Genomic DNA, 16,176 nt, shown 5'->3' with positions numbered 1-16,176 from the left:
AGAAGCATGAGCAATAACTTGCACCAGGAGCACCACTTCGAAACCGAAATCTGCACCCATCTTGCCGTCAGCGGCTGGCTGTACGCAGAAGGCGACGCCGCGCATTTCGACCGCCCCAGCGGGCTCTTCCTTCCGGACCTTTTGGCATGGGTAGATGCCACGCAGCCTGAAAGCTGGCTGCGTTTGAACAAGACTCACGGTGCAGCGTTGCCACAGGTACTAGCCGAGCGCGTGCGCAAGAATTTGAACGAGCGCGGCACGCTGGACGTACTGCGTAGAGGTGTGGAGATGCTGGGTCTGAAGGAGCCCCTGGACCTGGCGCAGTTCAAGCCGGCGTTGGCCATCAACCCGGCCATTCAGGAAAAGTACGCGGCCAACCGGTTGCGCGTGGTGCGGCAAGTCTGCCACTCGCCAAACAACCCGAAAGACGAACTTGACCTGGTGCTGTTCCTCAATGGCGTTGCGGTGGCCACGGTGGAGTTGAAGAGCAACTTCACCCAGAACGTACAGGATGCCGTGGACCAGTATCGGTTCGACCGTCTCCCGCAGCCCAAGGGCGGCATGCTGGAGCCGATACTAGGCTTCCCAGGTGGCGCACTGGTGCACTTCGCGGTGAGTCAGACCGAGGTGATGATGGCAACCAAGCTGGCAGGCCCGGCGACGACCTTCCTGCCTTTCAACCGAGGCAACGCCGGTGGTGCCGGAAATGCCCCAAACCCGGACGGCTTTGCGACAGCATACTTGTGGGAGGAAGTATGGGCACGTAACAGCTGGCTGGACATCCTGCACCGCTACCTCATCTGCAAGCGCAACGACAAGAAGCAGCCGCAAGCCGTCATCTTCCCACGCTACCACCAGCTAGACGCCACGCGCAAGCTGGTGGCCGATGTGCTGGACCAGGGTCCCGGCGAGCGCTACATGATTCAGCATTCGGCCGGTTCGGGCAAGACTAACTCGATTGCCTGGGCCGCGCACTTCCTGGCGGACCTGCATGATGCCCAGCACAACAAGCTGTTCGACAGCGTGCTCGTGGTCAGCGACCGCACTGTACTGGACGCCCAGCTGCAAGAGGCAATCTTCGACTTCGAACGCACGACCGGCGTGGTGGCCACCATCACCAACGAGCACGGCAGCAAGAGCGCCCAACTCGGCCAAGCGCTGAAGGGCGGCAAGAAAATCATCGTGTGCACCATCCAGACCTTTCCTCATGCACTGCAGGCCGTACAGGAACTGGCTGCCACGGAGGGGAAGCGCTTCGCCGTGATTGCCGACGAGGCGCATAGCTCGCAGACGGGCGAGGCGGCAGCCAAGCTCAAGCAACTCCTGTCGGCTCAGGAATGGGCAGATTTGCAGGACGGGGGCGAAGTGGACACCGAAGCGCTGCTCGCTGCGCAGATGGAGGCCCGCTCGGGTGTGAAGGGTCTGACCTACGTGGCCTTCACCGCGACCCCAAAAACGAAGACGCTGGAACTGTTCGGCCGCAAAGGCCCTGACGGACTGCCGCAACCCTTTCACGTCTACTCGATGCGCCAGGCCATCGAAGAAGGCTTCATCCTCGACGTGCTGAAAAACTATACCAGTTACAAGCTCGCCTTCAAGCTGGCTCACGACGGGCAGGAGTGGGACGATAAGGCGGTCGAGCGCAGCACGGCGATGAAAGGCCTCATGCAATGGGTACGACTCCACCCGTACAACATCGCGAGCAAAGTGCAAATCGTTGTCGAGCATTACCGCGAGAATGTGCAGCCCCTACTGGAGGGCAAGGCCAAGGCAATGGTGGTGGTCGGTAGCCGCAAGGAAGCCGTACGCTGGCAGAAGGCCATTCGGGCCTATATCGCCAAGCAGAACTATCCACTGGGCGTACTTGTGGCCTTCTCTGGCGAGGTGGACGACACCGAAAGCTTTCCTGAGCCAGTTACCGAGACCAGCGATGCCTTGAACCCCGGCCTTCGTGGCAGGGAAATTCGCGAGGTGTTTAAAGGGCCAGACTTCCACCTGCTGCTGGTCGCTAACAAGTTCCAGACGGGCTTCGACCAGCCGCTGCTGTGCGGGATGTATGTGGACAAGATGCTCGGTGGTATTCAAGCCGTGCAAACGCTTTCTCGTTTGAACCGTGCTCACCCAGGAAAAGACGCCACCTATGTGCTCGATTTCGTCAACGAGCCGGCGGAAATTCTCAAAGCTTTTAAGACGTATTACGAAACCGCAGAGATGGAAGCGGTAACTGACCCGCACTTGGTCTACGACCTGCGCGCAAAACTCGACGCCACCGGTTTCTATGACGACTACGAGGTAGACCGAGTCGCCAAAGTGGACCTGGACCCGAACGGCACACAGAAGCAGCTCGACGCCGCCATTGCCCCCGTGGCTGACCGCCTGCTCAAGCGCTACAAGGCCGCGCAGCAGGAGAAGCTGGTAGCCGATGAGAAGGGTGACGACAAGGCCGCGCGCGCCGCCAAGGACCAGTTGGAAGCTCTGCTTCTGTTTAAGAACGACATGGGAGCGTACGTACGGCTCTATGCCTTCCTTAGCCAGATTTTCGACTACGGCAATACTGACATCGAGAAGCGCTTCCTGTTCTACAAGCGCCTTATTCCCCTGCTGGACTTCGGCCGCGAGCGCGATACGGTGGACCTCAGCAAAGTGGTCCTGACCCACCACACGCTGAAAAGCCAGGGTAAGCAGTCGATGGGGCTGAACGCAGACGGTAGCTACAGGCTGCCACCAATTGACGCGGTCGGCAGCGGCAGCGTGCAGGAGAAACAGCAGGCTTACCTAAACGAAATCATCGAGAAGGTGAACGGTTTGTTCGAAGGAGAACTCACCGACGACGACCAGCTCGTCTACGTCAACGGCGTCCTTAAAGGCAAGTTGCTGGAGAATGAGACTTTGATACGCCAGGCCGCCAGCAACAGCAAGGAACAATTCGCCAACTCGCCCGACCTGAAGGATGCGGTCATGCATGCGATTATGGACGCGCTCGACGCTCACCAGACCATGAGCACGCAGGCGTTGGGGTCTGAACGGGTCCGAGAAGGCCTGCGCGACATCCTGCTTGGGCCAGCGCAGCTGTATGAAGCTCTGCGAAACAAATCGATGGATGGAGGAACTAGGCCTGCGAACTAGCGTGAGCACGACCGTTGCCTATTCCTCGAATTACGCCTGGAGCGAAATACACGGGCAGCTCGTGCTCCGACAGTTGCCAGCATCACTACCTTATCCCGCGTTATCCTAGAGTGGGGTAGTAGGTCTGCCAAGGTACCTCTATGAATAGCGTGTGTAACAAGACCCACAACTTGAGATTTTGAAACGCATCCATTGAGACATTTATTGATGGATGCACCTCAAGTCGGGGGTGGCAAAGCCGCCTTCTTCGTCGACCCACAGCTTGAGCTTCCGTCTTGCAGTAGCCACGACCAATGGCCTGAAATCCTCGGCGTGTCGAAGTACAACAAACTCGAAAGTCCTATCAAGCAAGCCAGCGCTTTGCATGCGCGCGAACCCCTCTGTCCTAGGCTTGAGGACCATGACCTCTACGCCCCCAATTGCGCCGTTATGCCGAATTGCTGCACGGGTGTTACCCGCTTTCAAATACTTTTTGTGCTTTAGGTACAGCACTTCTTCATAGGCGCAGACTCCGCCCCAGATGTCGCGAAGCAACGCGTCGGTTAAACCTTGCTCATTGAGTAGCGCCTCAATGCAATGGCGGCGCGCGGCTGTGGCGAGGTCCGGCCGAGTCACCTCAACGTTTTTTACAAACTGGATGCACTCCACACGGGTTTTCAGTCGAGTAATGCGATTCGCATCTTCGAAGCTCAGTGCGGTCGATTGCGCCATGTCTATGTCCTCCGGATTGTTCTGAGGGAGTTACCAGTTAATCGAAACTGACGCGGCGCCGCGCCGCTTCAATTCGGCGACGATTTCGTCGATAGGGGCATCCCGAAGCAACCGTGCATCGGGCAGTGCCGCGCTCGGGGAAGTGGTTAGCGCCTCGATACCAGCGGTACTGATGCTGTCTGCAAACAGAACTTCGTTGAGCTTTTCCCATGTTTTTAAACTGGGCAGCGTTGCGTTGCTGTGCTCCGCGTTTTCGTAACGCGACGGCATCACTTCGTGAATTTCGGCGCGCTTTGCCAACTCGCGGAAGCTCAGCTTGGCGGCCAGGCGCGCTTCCTTCAGCGCCGCGCGGAAGTTTGGGTCTGTAACCTTGGGTAGTTGCTTGGCCATCATCTTTAGTTCGTCCTTTTGCACTAGAAAGTACGCTAATACTAGCTCAAGTTCGCTATTAATGCAAGTATTGGTTTGCTAGGCTTGTTCGGCGCTTAAGGGTAGAAGTCAGCATCCAGGGGCCGACGACGCCCGGTGGATGCCATTGGCAGCGGCGCAGTACAGAAGAGCCGCTGCTACTGCGGAGACAAAATCTCAAAGGCTGCTTCCCACGGCTCGGTAAATCAATGACTTCTAGGGGATGGAAATCTCAGCTTATGGGTGCTACTACAGCGTGCAAGGTCACAGAAATTGTGCAAACCATTCCTGATGAGAGGCAAAGTCACCTAGTTTGTGCAAAAACGAGCCGCTGCCAAGCGCATATCGACGAAACTTCTCAATAAATGAATCGGTTAGAACCGAGACGAGAGCGCTGGGTAAGTAAAGGCGCCGACTTTTGCACAATTGAAGGTGACCTTTCGTCGGCTGCGCTTTTCACAATTTTTGTGACCTTTCATGATGCACTGATGGTATTGCTCGGTGTGCTGTTGAAAGAGCGCCGGCGTGCGGCTAAAGACTTGGACGCCCAATCCACGATGAATGCTATGGACGTCTCCTGTGGTAGTTGGACCGCGAAGCCGGCCGCACCCAGATGCTACTCAGTGATTGCCAGCAAGTGAACGACACCTGTAAGCTGGTGCAATTCATGTACCCGCTGAGGCCCGAATGTCCCGATACGCCCAGTTGACGCCCCTGCTGCTTGCCAGCCAAGAGCCACGAATCGTCCTGTCGTTCGACGAATTAGACAGGGTCGTAGTCGGAGGCCTGCCCAATTCCGCGAAGCAGTATCACGCCTGGTGGGCAAATAACGCATCCAGTCAGTCTCACGCAAAGTTCTGGCTGGATGCGGGTCGGCGAGCTGCTCCGGACTTCAAGGGCAAAAAGGCGGTATTCACACTCGATTCGTCAGTCGACACCAGCGAGCTGGCCGCTGCCGTGGTCGGTGAGTCAACGCCTCAGGACCTAACTGAATACGTAGAAAGCAGTCTGAGCCTTGAGCGCGACCTTGAAGACCAAATAGTGAGCCACCTCGATGTGCTAGAGCCTGGCCTAACTCTGGTGTCACGTCAGGAATCCAGCGACATTGGCCGCCTGGACCTGCTCGCGCGGGACAGAGAGGGACGGACCGTCATCATTGAGTTGAAGGCCGGTGAGGCAAAAGACTCTTCGATTGGCCAGATTGCTCGGTACATCGGCTGGTACGCAGAGAAAGAAGGAAAGCCGCCGCGGGCTATTCTCGTTGCCAGCGGGTTCGGAGAACCGCAGCGTTGGGCGGCGAAAGCGATTCCTGGTCTGAAGCTGGTGACCTATCAGGTGCAGTTCGCATTTGAAGAAGCCACTGTCCAGCCTCAGTAGGTACTTGCGGACGCTGCGAGTGCCGGGGTTAGACCAGGACATCGACGAGCTCGCTCAAGACGCCGTTTTGAGCAGAAAGCTACAAGACATCAATCTTCGTTCCGCGATGGCTACTGTAAAAAACGACACCGCGTAAAAATAGTTCGCGAACAGCTAGGGAAATAACGCAATCAAGAGCAGCGACGCTGATTTATGCCTTGTGGCCGACACTATACTTCTGTCCCATAACGAGATTCAGAAACATGTTCGAACTGACAGAAGACCAATTAGCAATGCGTGACCTGCGTTTAGCCGCATACCATGAAGCCGGACACAAAGCCATGTATCACCGCTTCGGCGGCGCCGGCGACGCTGTAGTCTGGGAAAACCTGAACCGCAGTCCAGATGAGATAGCTTGGCGTGGACAGTTTCGTCCTCGCACTTGTCCACAGGTAATGCATAACACCGCTACAAGACACGGGATGCCCGCTGCAGACCTCCCAGACAACTGGCGGACACTGTATGGGATGGCTGGCCTAGTGGCAGAAGAAATTCTGCGCGGCGAGACAGACCCTGATTTCGTAGCTGGGGCTCTTGACATCAAAATTGCTTGCGGCGAGGTATCAGCTTCCGACCTAAAATCCATGGGAATCACAAATATTGCCGACTTCGAACTGAATTCCGAAGAAGTCGAGCAGGCTTGGCGCTTTCTCCTGGAAGACTGGTCACTTGTTCAGGAGGAAGCGGAGTATCTAATTGCAGAAGCATTGGAGCAACAGCTACATCACCGGCAAGCGTACAGTCCCAATGTCATCGTTAAATGTTGTCCCTGAAGTGTCAACGGGCCATACGACTGGCGACTCACACTCCCGTCCAAAAGTGTCCTAGTAGGACACTTTTGGTGTGAACAGTTCGGGGTACGCCATCTCAATACCCTTGGGCGCCTCCCTAGCCTAGCCAGCCTGTGCTGCATAAGCATCTTCGCGCCCGAGCAGGAGCCATCGCAGCCGGGAGCCATGTGCCCTGCGGGAGCCTTCGCCTAAAACAACCTATTTTTCATTTTATAAGTTATAAAATCAAAAATAAGTCACCATAATTTCATTATGGCAATAAGTGTCCTACTAGGACAGTTTTCTTAGTCGGATTTCAACTCAGCAGTTAAACATCACTTCTCGACCATGCACCTAGAGCCGCGGGGCGGCGGGCAGCCAGGAACGATGACGGGGCGCTAACCCGCAGGCTGCTTTCGCTTCGCCATCTCGACGCGCAGTCGTGTAGTCGTGCACCGAGCACGACGCCACCGCGCCTCCCCGTGAGCATCTCTTGAGCCGGGCCAGCCTGTGCTGCTTGGGCATCTCCGAACGAAAGGAGCTGGCTACACAGACGTAAACCATGTCACTTCCCTTAAGCGAACCCACGCTATTCCGGTCGGGCCGAATCCGCGGGACGCCATCCCTCCCCTTCCAAGCGCCGAGTCGAGCAAGCCGGACTCCATCGCGAGGGAGTCCGGCGCTGCGCAGGCGGCAAGCGGTTAATGTGTGCGCGCAAGGACCAGGCGAGATGCTCGGCCGGAGAATGCCCAGGTGCCATGCGGGATGCCTGGCACGCCTCCAGGGAGGTGCTTCCTAAGTAGCAGGGCCCCAGCCTTTCAGAAGCGCTGCGCTGAGACCGTCGGCAAGGTTTTTGATTTCAGATGGACTGTACCTGTGTGCGCTCTCGCGTTCGTAGGCATATCGTGCGTGAATGAAGTAGTCCTTGCACTTTGTCAGCGCACTAAGCAGGTCTTCTCCAGTCACGTCCAGGTACAGAGCGGTCAGCTTGTCAGCAATGTCGGCGTCCATGCGCTCGAACATCTTCTTCAGGTCGTGGCCTCCACCCTTCAGATTTGAATAAACGTTGGCGTTTGCGAGCAATTCGCCCTCCTTATGCGGAGGCACATCCACGCCGGCGTCGGCACACTTCAGCAGCAGTTCAACGCACAGCGCCAGGTTGCAAGTAACCGCCATTGGACTCGCTGCGAGCGCCGCATTGTTTTCAAAGGCAGGAGCTGCCAAGTTGTAAAACTCCATAGCGTGGCGGTAGATGTGGGCGGAAGGTCCTTTGCGCATTTCGGTTCCTATATTCCCAGCCGGGATGGCCCTACGGAATGTGAACAATGATACTTGCCAAAGATGTTTGAGCAAACGTCCGCCAGCGATTGGCCCGGCCTGTCCGGTTTCGCAACGCAACGCCGCGTAAGGTCGGAACGCTCGGGTAAGCTGCTCGCTTTGGAGGGCACTGCGGGGTGGGAAAATGTGTAGGGTAGGAAACCTCTCCGACGTTAGAGTAGAGTCATGCAGCCTGCTGACGCTCGCCGACCTTCCCTGTCCGCTATAGCGTGCGGTTCTGGAACTACGGCAGGCTGCCGTGTAGAGTAATCCCCACAAGCTTACCTGACGTTGCAATAATGCCAACAAGAATTGAAAAACTTGAAGCACATTCGAGCCACCTGCTCGACATTTTCATCGGGCTGCGAGAGAAGTTCGCCATGCTCGGGCCGATGCTGTTCGACGAGACCGTAGTACGTGCGAAAGGTTCCGGAGCGCAGCACCGCGGCTTCCTCATCCTGCGTCACTCCCTGTTTCTGTCATGCGCACAAGATATAGCAAAGCTCTGCTACGACAGGGACGAGCGGACTCCCAGCATCCATAAAATCGTCGAGGCGCTTGAGGATACGCCTCTCCGAAAGACTCTCGAAGACCGGTACGCGGCGTTCGTTTCGCCATCAACCGAAGATGAAACTGACCCCGAGATTGTGGAGGCGCTACGTGTATGGGAGCGCAAGGAGCAGGCTGAGTTGCGAACCCAGTTTCTGGCACTCCACCAAGAGTTGGTTGATACTTGGGCTACGCTCTCCGTTGCTGCTTCGACGAAAGCTTTCCATACAATCCGAGACAAAGTATCGGCACATACGGAAGTACGTCACGTGGTGGATAAGTACCAGCTCATTGACATTGGTGCCTTGGGTATTAAGTGGCGGGATGTGGGCTCTACCATCCAATCGATGCAGCGCTTGGTCGAAATAATTGGCATGCTAATCCGCGGTGCCAGTTTCGCCTGGGATGCGTTAGACCACAGCCTCAACAAGGCCACTGTCGGCTTTTGGGGTGCCGCCGAAACGAAAGCACCCTAACAGGTCAGGCAAGGAGAAGAGCTATGAACGAAGAGAGCTACAGCAACGTCCCCGCAGACTTTCCCAGACCCTCGCACCGCGGTGCCGTGGCAGGTGCGCACGACAAGCTGCTGATGAAAACCTACAACGGCCAGCTATACCCTGCGGGAGAAACACCCCCGGAAATATTCACGCGGTGGGACGCATGCGAGCACCTCGCTACTCAGCTCGCCGACAAGTCCACTGAGTCGAAAGCGGGAAAGCGGGCTCACATGTCCGAAACCGAGATTCTGGCCCAGTACCTACCGCGCATAGTTGCCACCATTCGGTGGGCGTCAGAAGAGGAAGCTCGCTGGATTATCCGCCGGGTAGCCAGCATTCTTGACTGGCCTGTGCCCGTTGAAGCTCAAGAGGAAAAGTGCTACTAATATAAGCCAATTATCCGATATTCGGCTAAAATGATTTATCTGAATACCGGATATTGTTATGGCTACTTCACCTCCCAGCCTAGTCATCATCACCGCCCCACATCTAGGCCAGCTGCTAACTGCAATCCGCAAGAGGCATAAGCTCACTCAGGCTGCAGTGGCCAGCCGAGTCGGGTTAAGCCAAAACCGCCTCTCTCACCTGGAGAGGCACCCCGAGGAAATCAGCTTCAAGCAACTGCTCAGCTGGTGTTCCGTGCTCGAACTGCAGCTGAGGCTAGAAGAGCGCTACATTGCAGCGCCCGAAGATTTGGCAGAGTGGTAAAAGCCTCTGCGCGCAGGGGCGCAGTTCTAGTTTCGCTTTGTGAGTGCAATGTCCTGCAACTTGTGCGTCCGTAAGTTGACTTTCGCCTAGCGGTTGTAGAGGTTTTCCGGTGTGTGTCGTACAAGCTGCGCCAAAAACGCAGAGGTAATATCGTAAAGCAGACTCTCTGCCCCCCTCATCCTCCTTGGCACTCTCGCCTGGAGGTTTTTCTTTTAGCTCAAACGCTATACGGAGGCATGAATATTATGCCAAACGCTATAGCCGCCATCGGTTGCACCCTTTCCTGCGCTTCGACCTGGGCTCCTCACCTCAATACCGTAATAGGTCGATGGAGCATCGACACGCCTGTCCGCGCGACTTACTTCCTGGTTCAGATTGCGGTCGAGAGTGGTGGCCTTACGCGGCTCGAGGAAGGCCTCAGCTACAGCGCTGAGCGCCTCATGGTGGTGTGGTCATCCCGGTTTTCCAACGCTCGCGGCAGCACAGCGATACGCGCGCAACCCTCAAGCTTTGGCGAACAACGTATATGCCGGCCGCATGGGCAACACGCAGCCTGGCGATGGATGGCTCTACAGGGGTCGTCGCTCAAGCAACTCACGGATAAGACGAACTATGCAGCGTACCTATGGCTTCAGAAGTCGACTGCCTGAGCGACCCAAACCTTCTCCTGCAGCCGCAGCACGCCACCGATTCCGCCGGATGATTCTGGTCGTCGAATGGCTGCAATAAGCTCGCCGACAAGGGCAACATGACGGCGCTGACTCAACCCATCAACGGTGGGGTGACTGGGCTGAAGCAGCGTAAGGCATCGACCCTAGCTGCCCTACGCGCGCTAGGAGGTGGACGTTGACGTGCCGGCACGAAGAGCCGAAACTGAAGGCACTGCAAAAGGAGCCCGGATGAAACCTCAAGACGATGCCCCCGTACCAACCCGAAGCCACGAAACACATGAGCCACCATGCACTGCTCTTGAAAGACGTGTGCTCTCGGTATCCCAGCTGAACCCCACTCCACCGCAAACCCCGGAGGACACTCTCAAACTGATACATCAGGGCCGCGTCGCTGAGATGACGCCTCGCCAAGCCGGTTATGAAGATTGATGGTACGGGCTGAGTGCTTAGCACCTGCCAGGAATATCGTACCTCTGTGTGTACCGGTAAGCCGGCCGCCCGGATTCACCATCGGTAATGCTCTCCCGCTCTGCCTCCAGCGTCGCTTCGGCTACTCGCTGCGACGCCACGTTCTCTACGTCGGTTATCGCTTCGATGTACACCACCCTGGCGCCTGTCTTACCTACTTGCAGTAGCGTGTCGTGGATAACGTCCTCGACGATTTGCTTTGCCAGGCCCTGAGCCCGCATATCTTCCGGGACTGCGTAGCCCAGCGAGACGCACGGGTAGCCGTCCACGGTGCCGTTCATGATGCACGCCACGAATGCCTTCACGTTCCGGGCCTTGTCCAGCCGGACATAGGTCAGGCGTCCAACGCCAGGGGCCGGCACATCGAAGTGCGAGTACAGGTCGCTGTGCCCTTTTACCGGCGCGAGCTGCAGTATTCCTTGGCGCAGCGCCTGCTGGAATGAAACCATACCCACATTTGGGTCTGCCATTTGTGCACTCATGCTCCCCCTTTCTGATAGCTGTACGCAGCTCGCCGGAAAGTTTCCATTATGCTACAACAGAGCAGCTAGATGCTGACTATTGGGGAAGGGAATTGCCTGTTTATTGGGCAGTATACCGCCGCAGGATAATGCGGGATAACGCCGCTGACCTGGCAATGTTCCGCGTTCAGCGACTACTTCACGACAGTTAGATGGCCCACCTTTCTGGGTTTCGGCGATGGCGCAGTTACAGTGTCCACATTCTTTGGCCTCCGAGATGACGCAGGCGCGCTGTTGAATATTTTTCCGTGCAGCTTTGGGTCCGTCGTCGCGAGGTATTCATCTATTGATGCTACGAGCATTTCGCTTAAGCCTGAGGCCTTCAGCGCAGCCAGGCAGCTCCGCGCACGTCTCACTTCATCCGGTCCGGTATTACCGTAATAGAACGGTGCAAGCACATCCAGAGAGGGGTCGACTATCCATATTTGCACGTCGAAGAGGCCGGGAGTCGCTTCTTTGGCAACGCGTACATAGCGCCCAATACTGGTGTTACTCGCACGGATGACAGCTGCATGCAGTGACAGCTCATTGAGAGCGTGCAGCACTTGGCGGAGCTGGAAGTAGCTTAGCCCTGCGTCATCGTCGAGATTGATTTGCGATACGGCGGTGTGATGGTAATACTTCAACATATACGTAGCTTGCTGTTCCGGCGGGACCGGAAGCATAGCACCCCACAGCAGCACATTGGTTGCCTTATGGCAACAAATCATTTCCCTACGCCGAGCAGGACATGGCGCCATAATCCCCTTCGCCATCGCGGGTCCTTCCAGGGTCTTCTCCCCAGGGGCGCAAGGCGAGCCCGCTCCATCACTAGAGGCAGCAGTTTCAATTGGGTATCAGTCTTAATCAGCAGGTAGCAGCCGGAGCCGCTCAGTTCGCTTCGGCCGAACCGGAATCTATGCACGTTCCCGACGCTATCTGAAAAACAGCGCCTGCCAAAAGCTAGCTCCGTTGCCTGGTTGCCCACCACACCCGGGTGGTTTCAACACGCTGCTCGACTGATACCCGGACGACATGACTGATACCTCGAAATTTCTCTCGCAACTTGCGTACGCCAACCACCGAAAGCAGCTCGACCTGCCGGGCGCCACACACGCCGCGGTAGCGAAAGCCATCAAATCCGGTCGCCTTGTGCGCGCGATGAGGGCGGCAAGCTGCTGCTCGCCCCGAAGACTGCGGATGCCGAGTCTCTGCAAATACGAACGGCGTGATGCAGCGTGGCGACGAGGCAGCAGTCACGCCCGCAGAGTTAGCCCCACGCAAGTCACCCCGCCAACCAAGAGTCACTGGCGCCTATCGAGCTGGATGGCCTGAACATCATGAAGACCAAGCGTGAGAAGCCAGAGCCGGCAGACACCGCCACGCTCGCTGAGGCGTGCGCCATGAAGAAGCACCTGGCCCTGTCCGCAAAGCTCGACTACGAGCTGGAGTCGGGGCAGCTCATCCAAGCTAAAGACGCCCGTCGAGCTGCGTTCGCCACGGCGCGCAAGGCTCGCGACATGCTCTTGACCATGTCCGACCGCCTAGCGCCCATCGTGGCTGGGCTGACAAATCGGTTCGATTGTCATGAGGCTATCACGGCGGAAGTGCGCCGGTCTGCGACGAGCTGAGCGCGGCTGCGCTCGACAAGCCGTTGAGCGAGGAGGACGCCGATGCCCACGAGTAAGCTCGCCGTCGGCACGCTAACCTCCGGAGCCGCTGCCGTCCTGGCCGCCTGGTCCGAGGGTTGGGCGCCGAAGCTAGAAGTGCCGGCAGGAGTGCGCTTCCTGACGGCCGCGGTCGACGTGCAGGACGACCGTCTGGAGCTGAAGGTGAAAGGCTATAGGGGGCGAAAGAATCCTGGCTCGTGGCGTACTCGCAGCACTACGGGTACCTGGCGTAGAACAATGTATAGCTGGAGGTTGACGAGGTGCTCAAGTCTCGGTTCAAAGTCCAGGGCAGCGGCACCATGGGCATCGACACCACGTTGGTCGATTTCAGCGACTAGGAAAATTTTCCATAAAGCAATAACTATCCTACTAAGGTGCGCTGTCAAAACTGTCCTACTAGGACATTATTTTCCTCAAAGCAATAGCTGTCCTACTAGGACACTTTTCCGCTTACAGCAGGACACTGTCATGAAAACTGTCCTACTAGGACACTTTTTCCCTCACAGCAATAACTGTCCTTTAGGACCCTTTCCTAGAAAACTGTCCTAGTAGGACACTTTCTCGCGGCAGCCAGGAAGCGATGGTCGCGGTGAGGCGCAGTGACCAGTGCAGGCGAGCCCCCGACCAGAACACACGCCAGACGAATTAGAAACGCACAGGCGAGGCGAACGCGCTCCAAAAATGACCGACCTTCCAGCCGACCACAAACGCTTGCTGGCGCCGCTTAGACAGGCCCGATACCCAAGCGCTCCCGCCCTCCGACCCGAGATGTATTAATGCGGTAGGCGAGGCGAACGCCCCCGAGAAGAACGAGCCTACGAATCCAGGCCGGCAGAGCGCCTGCAGGCCCGCTACGCAAGCCGCAGCCATACCATACCTTTGGGATGGCATGGAGCATCGCCGCGCGCAGGCATGGTGACGGCGCAATCTGCAAACATCGCTCCCTGGCTGCCCGCCGGCCTGCCGGCTTCAGGTGCACGCATCACGCTCAACAGTGAGGAAGCAGACGGACACAGATGCTCAACACACCTCAAGGGATTCATCCTTATATCTCTATATTTATATGCTTCTAAGGGGCTTCGATGCCCCCTGGAAGTGGCCTAGAACGGGCTTCAGGTCAGCGGTTCCCCGCCTCTACCCAAGCTGCGTACCTCTGCACAAATATGCTGTCCGAAGTGCCCTGTCATGCTTGGGTGGTTTCTCTATACCTAGTATGACCACGCTGACTTACACTATCCCCTTGGCCCCTGTGCCAGCATCCGGCCGCCGGGTTCCTCTCCGTGGCAGGCCTTACTGCCCGAAGACTTATGCTTCCTGGCGCGCTGCCGCGGTGGCCTACCTACCACCGCCGGCTGCTCCGGTCCTTGGGCTCTGCAAGGTGCTCATCGACGTAGTCTGCAAGCGTCCGCAGACGCTCATCGCTGATACGCCTACCGGCCTCGTAGACAACTATGCCAAGGCGGCTCTGGACGCCGTCTCCGCCGCCGGAATCTGGAGGGACGACAAGCAGATTCGGACTCTGGCTATCGAGAAGCGATACGCCGAACCAAGCGAAACACCCCATATTCTCATCACAATCGTATCCTTGGAACCCTGCAAGAAAATCAATTTCATCTCTATTCGCAAGGACTTCCACGCGTGGCTGGTACGCGAGGAAGGCGCCCCACTCTTTGCTGACTACGAGGACTACGTTGGGACCCTATGTCGATTCTGCACCCTTGAGCTGGAGGCAGACCGCCTGCCCTGGAGCTTCCAATTACCCAGCGAAGTGACATTGTCCCGTTGGTACGAGCACTATCGTAAATATACCCAGCCGCTTCAGCCGGTTTTGAGCTGAACAGAAAACGTAATCATGGCCCTTCCCCTCCTACATGCTAGTGCCCATGCCTGGCTGCCCACCATACCTGGTGGTTTCAACGCGCCGCTCGACTGATACCCGGACGACATGACTCATAACTCGAAATTTCTCTCGCAACTTGTGTACACCAACAACCGAAAGCAGCTCGGCCTGCCGGGCGCCACACGCGCCGCGGTAGCGAAAGCCATCAAATCCGGTCGCCTTGTGCGCGCCATCTAGCACGGTGAGGGTGACACGCTGCTGCTCGACCCGAAGATTGCGGATGCCGAGTGGTCGCAAACACGAACGGTATGATGCAGCGTGCCGACGAGTCAGCAGTCACGCCCGTGGAGTCAGCCCCACGCAAGTCACCCCGCCAACAACGAGTCACTGGCACCCATCGAGCTGGATGGCCTAGGCATCATGAACACCAAGCAAGAGAAGCCAGAGCCGGCAGAGGCCGCTACGCTCGCCAAGGCGCGCGCCATGACGGAGACGCACCTGACCCTGTCCTCAAAGCACGACTACCAGCTGGAGTCGGGGCAGCTCATCCAAGCTGAAGAAGCCCGTCGAGCTGCTTTCGCCACGGCGCGCGCGGTTCGCGACATGCTCTTGGCCATGTCCGACTGCCTAGCGCCCATTGTGGCTGGGCTGACAAATCGGTCGATTGGTCATGAACCTATCACGGCGATAGTGCGCCGGTCTGCGACGAGCTGAGCGCGGACCCGCTCGACAAGCCGTTAACCGAGGAGGACACCGATGCCCACGGGTAAGCTCACCGCTGGCACGCTAACGTCCAGAGCCGCTGCCGTCTTGTCGGCTTGGTCCGAGGCTTGGGTGTCGGAGCTGAAGTGCCGGCAGGCGTGCGCATTCTGAAGGCGCAGTCGAGTGCAGGACGACCGTCTGGAGCTGAAGGTGAAAGGCTTTGGGGAGCGGGAAGAATCCTGGTTCGTGCCTACTCGCAGCACTACAGGGGCTCCGGCGAAGGACGATGTATGGCTGGAGGTTGACGAGGTGCTTAAGTCCCGGCTCAAAGTCAAAGGCGGCGGCACCATAGGCATCGACACCATGTCCGCCAACTCCGGCGACTAGGTCACTTTTTTTATACCAATAACTGTCTTACAAGAAGAGTTTCCCATGCAGCACCAACCCCCTTACTAAGGTACGCTCTCAAAACTGTCCTACTAGGACACTATTTTCTTCACAGCAATAGCTGTCCACCTAGGACGCTCCTGAAAACTCTCCTACTAAAAACTTTTTCCATGCAGCAACAACGACTTGGCTGTCAAACTGTCCTAATAGGATACTTTAGAACCTATGGTCGGGGCACCTAGGACGGCTATGCCGCAGGCAGCCAGGAAGCGATAGTCGCGGTGAGGCACCGTCACCAGTGCAGGCGAGCCCCCCCCCCCCGACCAGAACACTTGCCAGACCCCCCGGTGTCAGAATAGTTGTCGCGTCACCTGATGAAGTAAATACCAACCGGGGACGGGCAAGAGAGATCGTGTGAAGCAGTATTCAGCAGAAC

Annotated in this window: 16 protein-coding genes; 11 read left to right on the top strand and 5 right to left on the bottom strand. The window is 57.3% G+C overall.

The annotated features are described in order from the left end of the window. The first annotated feature begins 6 nt into the window (after positions 1–6). Entirely contained in the window at positions 7–3,126 is a 3,120-nt protein-coding gene (locus ABIB42_RS09475) for a type I restriction endonuclease subunit R (protein ID WP_429248263.1), read from the top strand. 201 nt (positions 3,127–3,327) lie between these two features. On the opposite strand, the gene ABIB42_RS09470 is transcribed toward ABIB42_RS09475, so the two are convergent. Together ABIB42_RS09470 and ABIB42_RS09465 are read right to left on the bottom strand one after the other, a co-directional pair. After that, positions 3,328–3,837, bottom strand: a complete 510-nt coding sequence (locus ABIB42_RS09470) for a hypothetical protein (RefSeq protein ID WP_429248262.1) — start codon at positions 3,835–3,837, stop codon at positions 3,328–3,330. Positions 3,838–3,867: 30 nt separating this feature from the next. Then, positions 3,868–4,230 carry a helix-turn-helix domain-containing protein gene (locus ABIB42_RS09465; RefSeq protein WP_429248261.1) on the bottom strand — a complete coding sequence of 121 codons (363 nt, stop codon included), beginning with the start codon at positions 4,228–4,230 and terminating at the stop codon, positions 3,868–3,870. Positions 4,231–4,932: 702 nt separating this feature from the next. On the opposite strand from ABIB42_RS09465, the gene ABIB42_RS09460 reads away from it, so the two are divergent. Further along, positions 4,933–5,622, top strand: coding sequence for an endonuclease NucS domain-containing protein (locus tag ABIB42_RS09460; protein WP_429248260.1), 690 nt, complete (start codon positions 4,933–4,935; stop codon positions 5,620–5,622). A gap of 242 nt (positions 5,623–5,864) precedes the next feature. Continuing rightward, positions 5,865–6,434 (top strand): hypothetical protein, encoded by a 570-nt coding sequence (locus tag ABIB42_RS09455; RefSeq protein WP_429248259.1) that lies wholly within the window; start codon positions 5,865–5,867, stop codon positions 6,432–6,434. Between the two features lie 792 nt (positions 6,435–7,226). Here ABIB42_RS09455 and ABIB42_RS09450 read toward each other — a convergent pair. After that, a complete protein-coding gene (locus tag ABIB42_RS09450; RefSeq protein WP_429248258.1) occupies positions 7,227–7,709 on the bottom strand; it encodes a hypothetical protein in 483 nt (160 codons plus the stop codon). Between the two features lie 338 nt (positions 7,710–8,047). Here ABIB42_RS09450 and ABIB42_RS09445 point away from each other — a divergent pair, with 338 nt between their 5' ends. Genes ABIB42_RS09445 through ABIB42_RS09435 form a run of 3 tightly spaced genes read left to right on the top strand, consistent with a single transcriptional unit; the run spans position 8,048 to position 9,502 of the window. After that, on the top strand, positions 8,048–8,773 hold the full coding sequence (locus tag ABIB42_RS09445; protein WP_429248257.1) for a hypothetical protein: 726 nt from the start codon (positions 8,048–8,050) through the stop codon (positions 8,771–8,773). Positions 8,774–8,796: 23 nt separating this feature from the next. Next, positions 8,797–9,180 (top strand): hypothetical protein, encoded by a 384-nt coding sequence (locus tag ABIB42_RS09440; RefSeq protein ID WP_429248256.1) that lies wholly within the window; start codon positions 8,797–8,799, stop codon positions 9,178–9,180. Between the two features lie 58 nt (positions 9,181–9,238). Continuing rightward, positions 9,239–9,502, top strand: coding sequence for a helix-turn-helix domain-containing protein (locus ABIB42_RS09435; protein WP_429248255.1), 264 nt, complete (start codon positions 9,239–9,241; stop codon positions 9,500–9,502). A 1,117-nt stretch (positions 9,503–10,619) separates the two neighbouring features. Here ABIB42_RS09435 and ABIB42_RS09430 read toward each other — a convergent pair. Next, positions 10,620–11,111: a GNAT family N-acetyltransferase gene (locus tag ABIB42_RS09430; RefSeq protein ID WP_429248254.1), complete on the bottom strand. Its 492-nt coding sequence runs from the start codon at positions 11,109–11,111 to the stop codon at positions 10,620–10,622. Positions 11,112–11,296: 185 nt separating this feature from the next. Beyond that, complete coding sequence (locus ABIB42_RS09425) at positions 11,297–11,917, bottom strand: hypothetical protein (RefSeq protein WP_429248253.1); 621 nt, start codon at positions 11,915–11,917, stop codon at positions 11,297–11,299. A gap of 564 nt (positions 11,918–12,481) precedes the next feature. On the opposite strand from ABIB42_RS09425, the gene ABIB42_RS09420 reads away from it, so the two are divergent. The 5 genes from ABIB42_RS09420 to ABIB42_RS09400 all read left to right on the top strand — a co-directional run bounded on the left by ABIB42_RS09420 (position 12,482) and on the right by ABIB42_RS09400 (position 15,740). Next, a complete protein-coding gene (locus ABIB42_RS09420) occupies positions 12,482–12,772 on the top strand; it encodes a hypothetical protein (protein WP_429248252.1) in 291 nt (96 codons plus the stop codon). A gap of 42 nt (positions 12,773–12,814) precedes the next feature. Continuing rightward, entirely contained in the window at positions 12,815–13,360 is a 546-nt protein-coding gene (locus ABIB42_RS09415; RefSeq protein WP_429248251.1) for a terminase gpA endonuclease subunit, read from the top strand. A 514-nt stretch (positions 13,361–13,874) separates the two neighbouring features. Further along, complete coding sequence (locus tag ABIB42_RS09410) at positions 13,875–14,648, top strand: RusA family crossover junction endodeoxyribonuclease (RefSeq protein WP_429248282.1); 774 nt, start codon at positions 13,875–13,877, stop codon at positions 14,646–14,648. 423 nt (positions 14,649–15,071) lie between these two features. After that, positions 15,072–15,365 (top strand): hypothetical protein, encoded by a 294-nt coding sequence (locus ABIB42_RS09405; RefSeq protein ID WP_429248250.1) that lies wholly within the window; start codon positions 15,072–15,074, stop codon positions 15,363–15,365. Positions 15,366–15,536: 171 nt separating this feature from the next. Beyond that, the gene (locus ABIB42_RS09400) at positions 15,537–15,740 is read left to right on the top strand and encodes a terminase gpA endonuclease subunit (RefSeq protein ID WP_429248249.1); all 204 of its coding nucleotides are present in this window, start codon (positions 15,537–15,539) and stop codon (positions 15,738–15,740) included. Positions 15,741–16,176: the final 436 nt, after the last annotated feature.

This window comes from Massilia sp. UYP32, assembly GCF_050434365.1.
Classification (GTDB): domain Bacteria; phylum Pseudomonadota; class Gammaproteobacteria; order Burkholderiales; family Burkholderiaceae_D; genus Telluria; species Telluria timonae.
Note: the sequence above shows the minus strand (reverse complement) of the source record. Positions and strands in the feature narration are given on the sequence as shown.

Excerpts from the sequence above, each read along its gene's own strand:
- ABIB42_RS09475 (WP_429248263.1), top strand. The coding sequence starts at position 7 with ATGAGCAATAACTTGCACCAGGAGCACCACTTCGAAACCGAAATCTGC.
- ABIB42_RS09470 (WP_429248262.1), bottom strand. The coding sequence starts at position 3,837 with ATGGCGCAATCGACCGCACTGAGCTTCGAAGATGCGAATCGCATTACT.
- ABIB42_RS09465 (WP_429248261.1), bottom strand. The coding sequence starts at position 4,230 with ATGATGGCCAAGCAACTACCCAAGGTTACAGACCCAAACTTCCGCGCG.
- ABIB42_RS09460 (WP_429248260.1), top strand. The coding sequence starts at position 4,933 with ATGTCCCGATACGCCCAGTTGACGCCCCTGCTGCTTGCCAGCCAAGAG.
- ABIB42_RS09455 (WP_429248259.1), top strand. The coding sequence starts at position 5,865 with ATGTTCGAACTGACAGAAGACCAATTAGCAATGCGTGACCTGCGTTTA.
- ABIB42_RS09450 (WP_429248258.1), bottom strand. The coding sequence starts at position 7,709 with ATGCGCAAAGGACCTTCCGCCCACATCTACCGCCACGCTATGGAGTTT.
- ABIB42_RS09445 (WP_429248257.1), top strand. The coding sequence starts at position 8,048 with ATGCCAACAAGAATTGAAAAACTTGAAGCACATTCGAGCCACCTGCTC.
- ABIB42_RS09440 (WP_429248256.1), top strand. The coding sequence starts at position 8,797 with ATGAACGAAGAGAGCTACAGCAACGTCCCCGCAGACTTTCCCAGACCC.
- ABIB42_RS09435 (WP_429248255.1), top strand. The coding sequence starts at position 9,239 with ATGGCTACTTCACCTCCCAGCCTAGTCATCATCACCGCCCCACATCTA.
- ABIB42_RS09430 (WP_429248254.1), bottom strand. The coding sequence starts at position 11,111 with ATGGCAGACCCAAATGTGGGTATGGTTTCATTCCAGCAGGCGCTGCGC.
- ABIB42_RS09425 (WP_429248253.1), bottom strand. The coding sequence starts at position 11,917 with ATGGCGAAGGGGATTATGGCGCCATGTCCTGCTCGGCGTAGGGAAATG.
- ABIB42_RS09420 (WP_429248252.1), top strand. The coding sequence starts at position 12,482 with ATGAAGACCAAGCGTGAGAAGCCAGAGCCGGCAGACACCGCCACGCTC.
- ABIB42_RS09415 (WP_429248251.1), top strand. The coding sequence starts at position 12,815 with ATGCCCACGAGTAAGCTCGCCGTCGGCACGCTAACCTCCGGAGCCGCT.
- ABIB42_RS09410 (WP_429248282.1), top strand. The coding sequence starts at position 13,875 with ATGCTTCTAAGGGGCTTCGATGCCCCCTGGAAGTGGCCTAGAACGGGC.
- ABIB42_RS09405 (WP_429248250.1), top strand. The coding sequence starts at position 15,072 with ATGAACACCAAGCAAGAGAAGCCAGAGCCGGCAGAGGCCGCTACGCTC.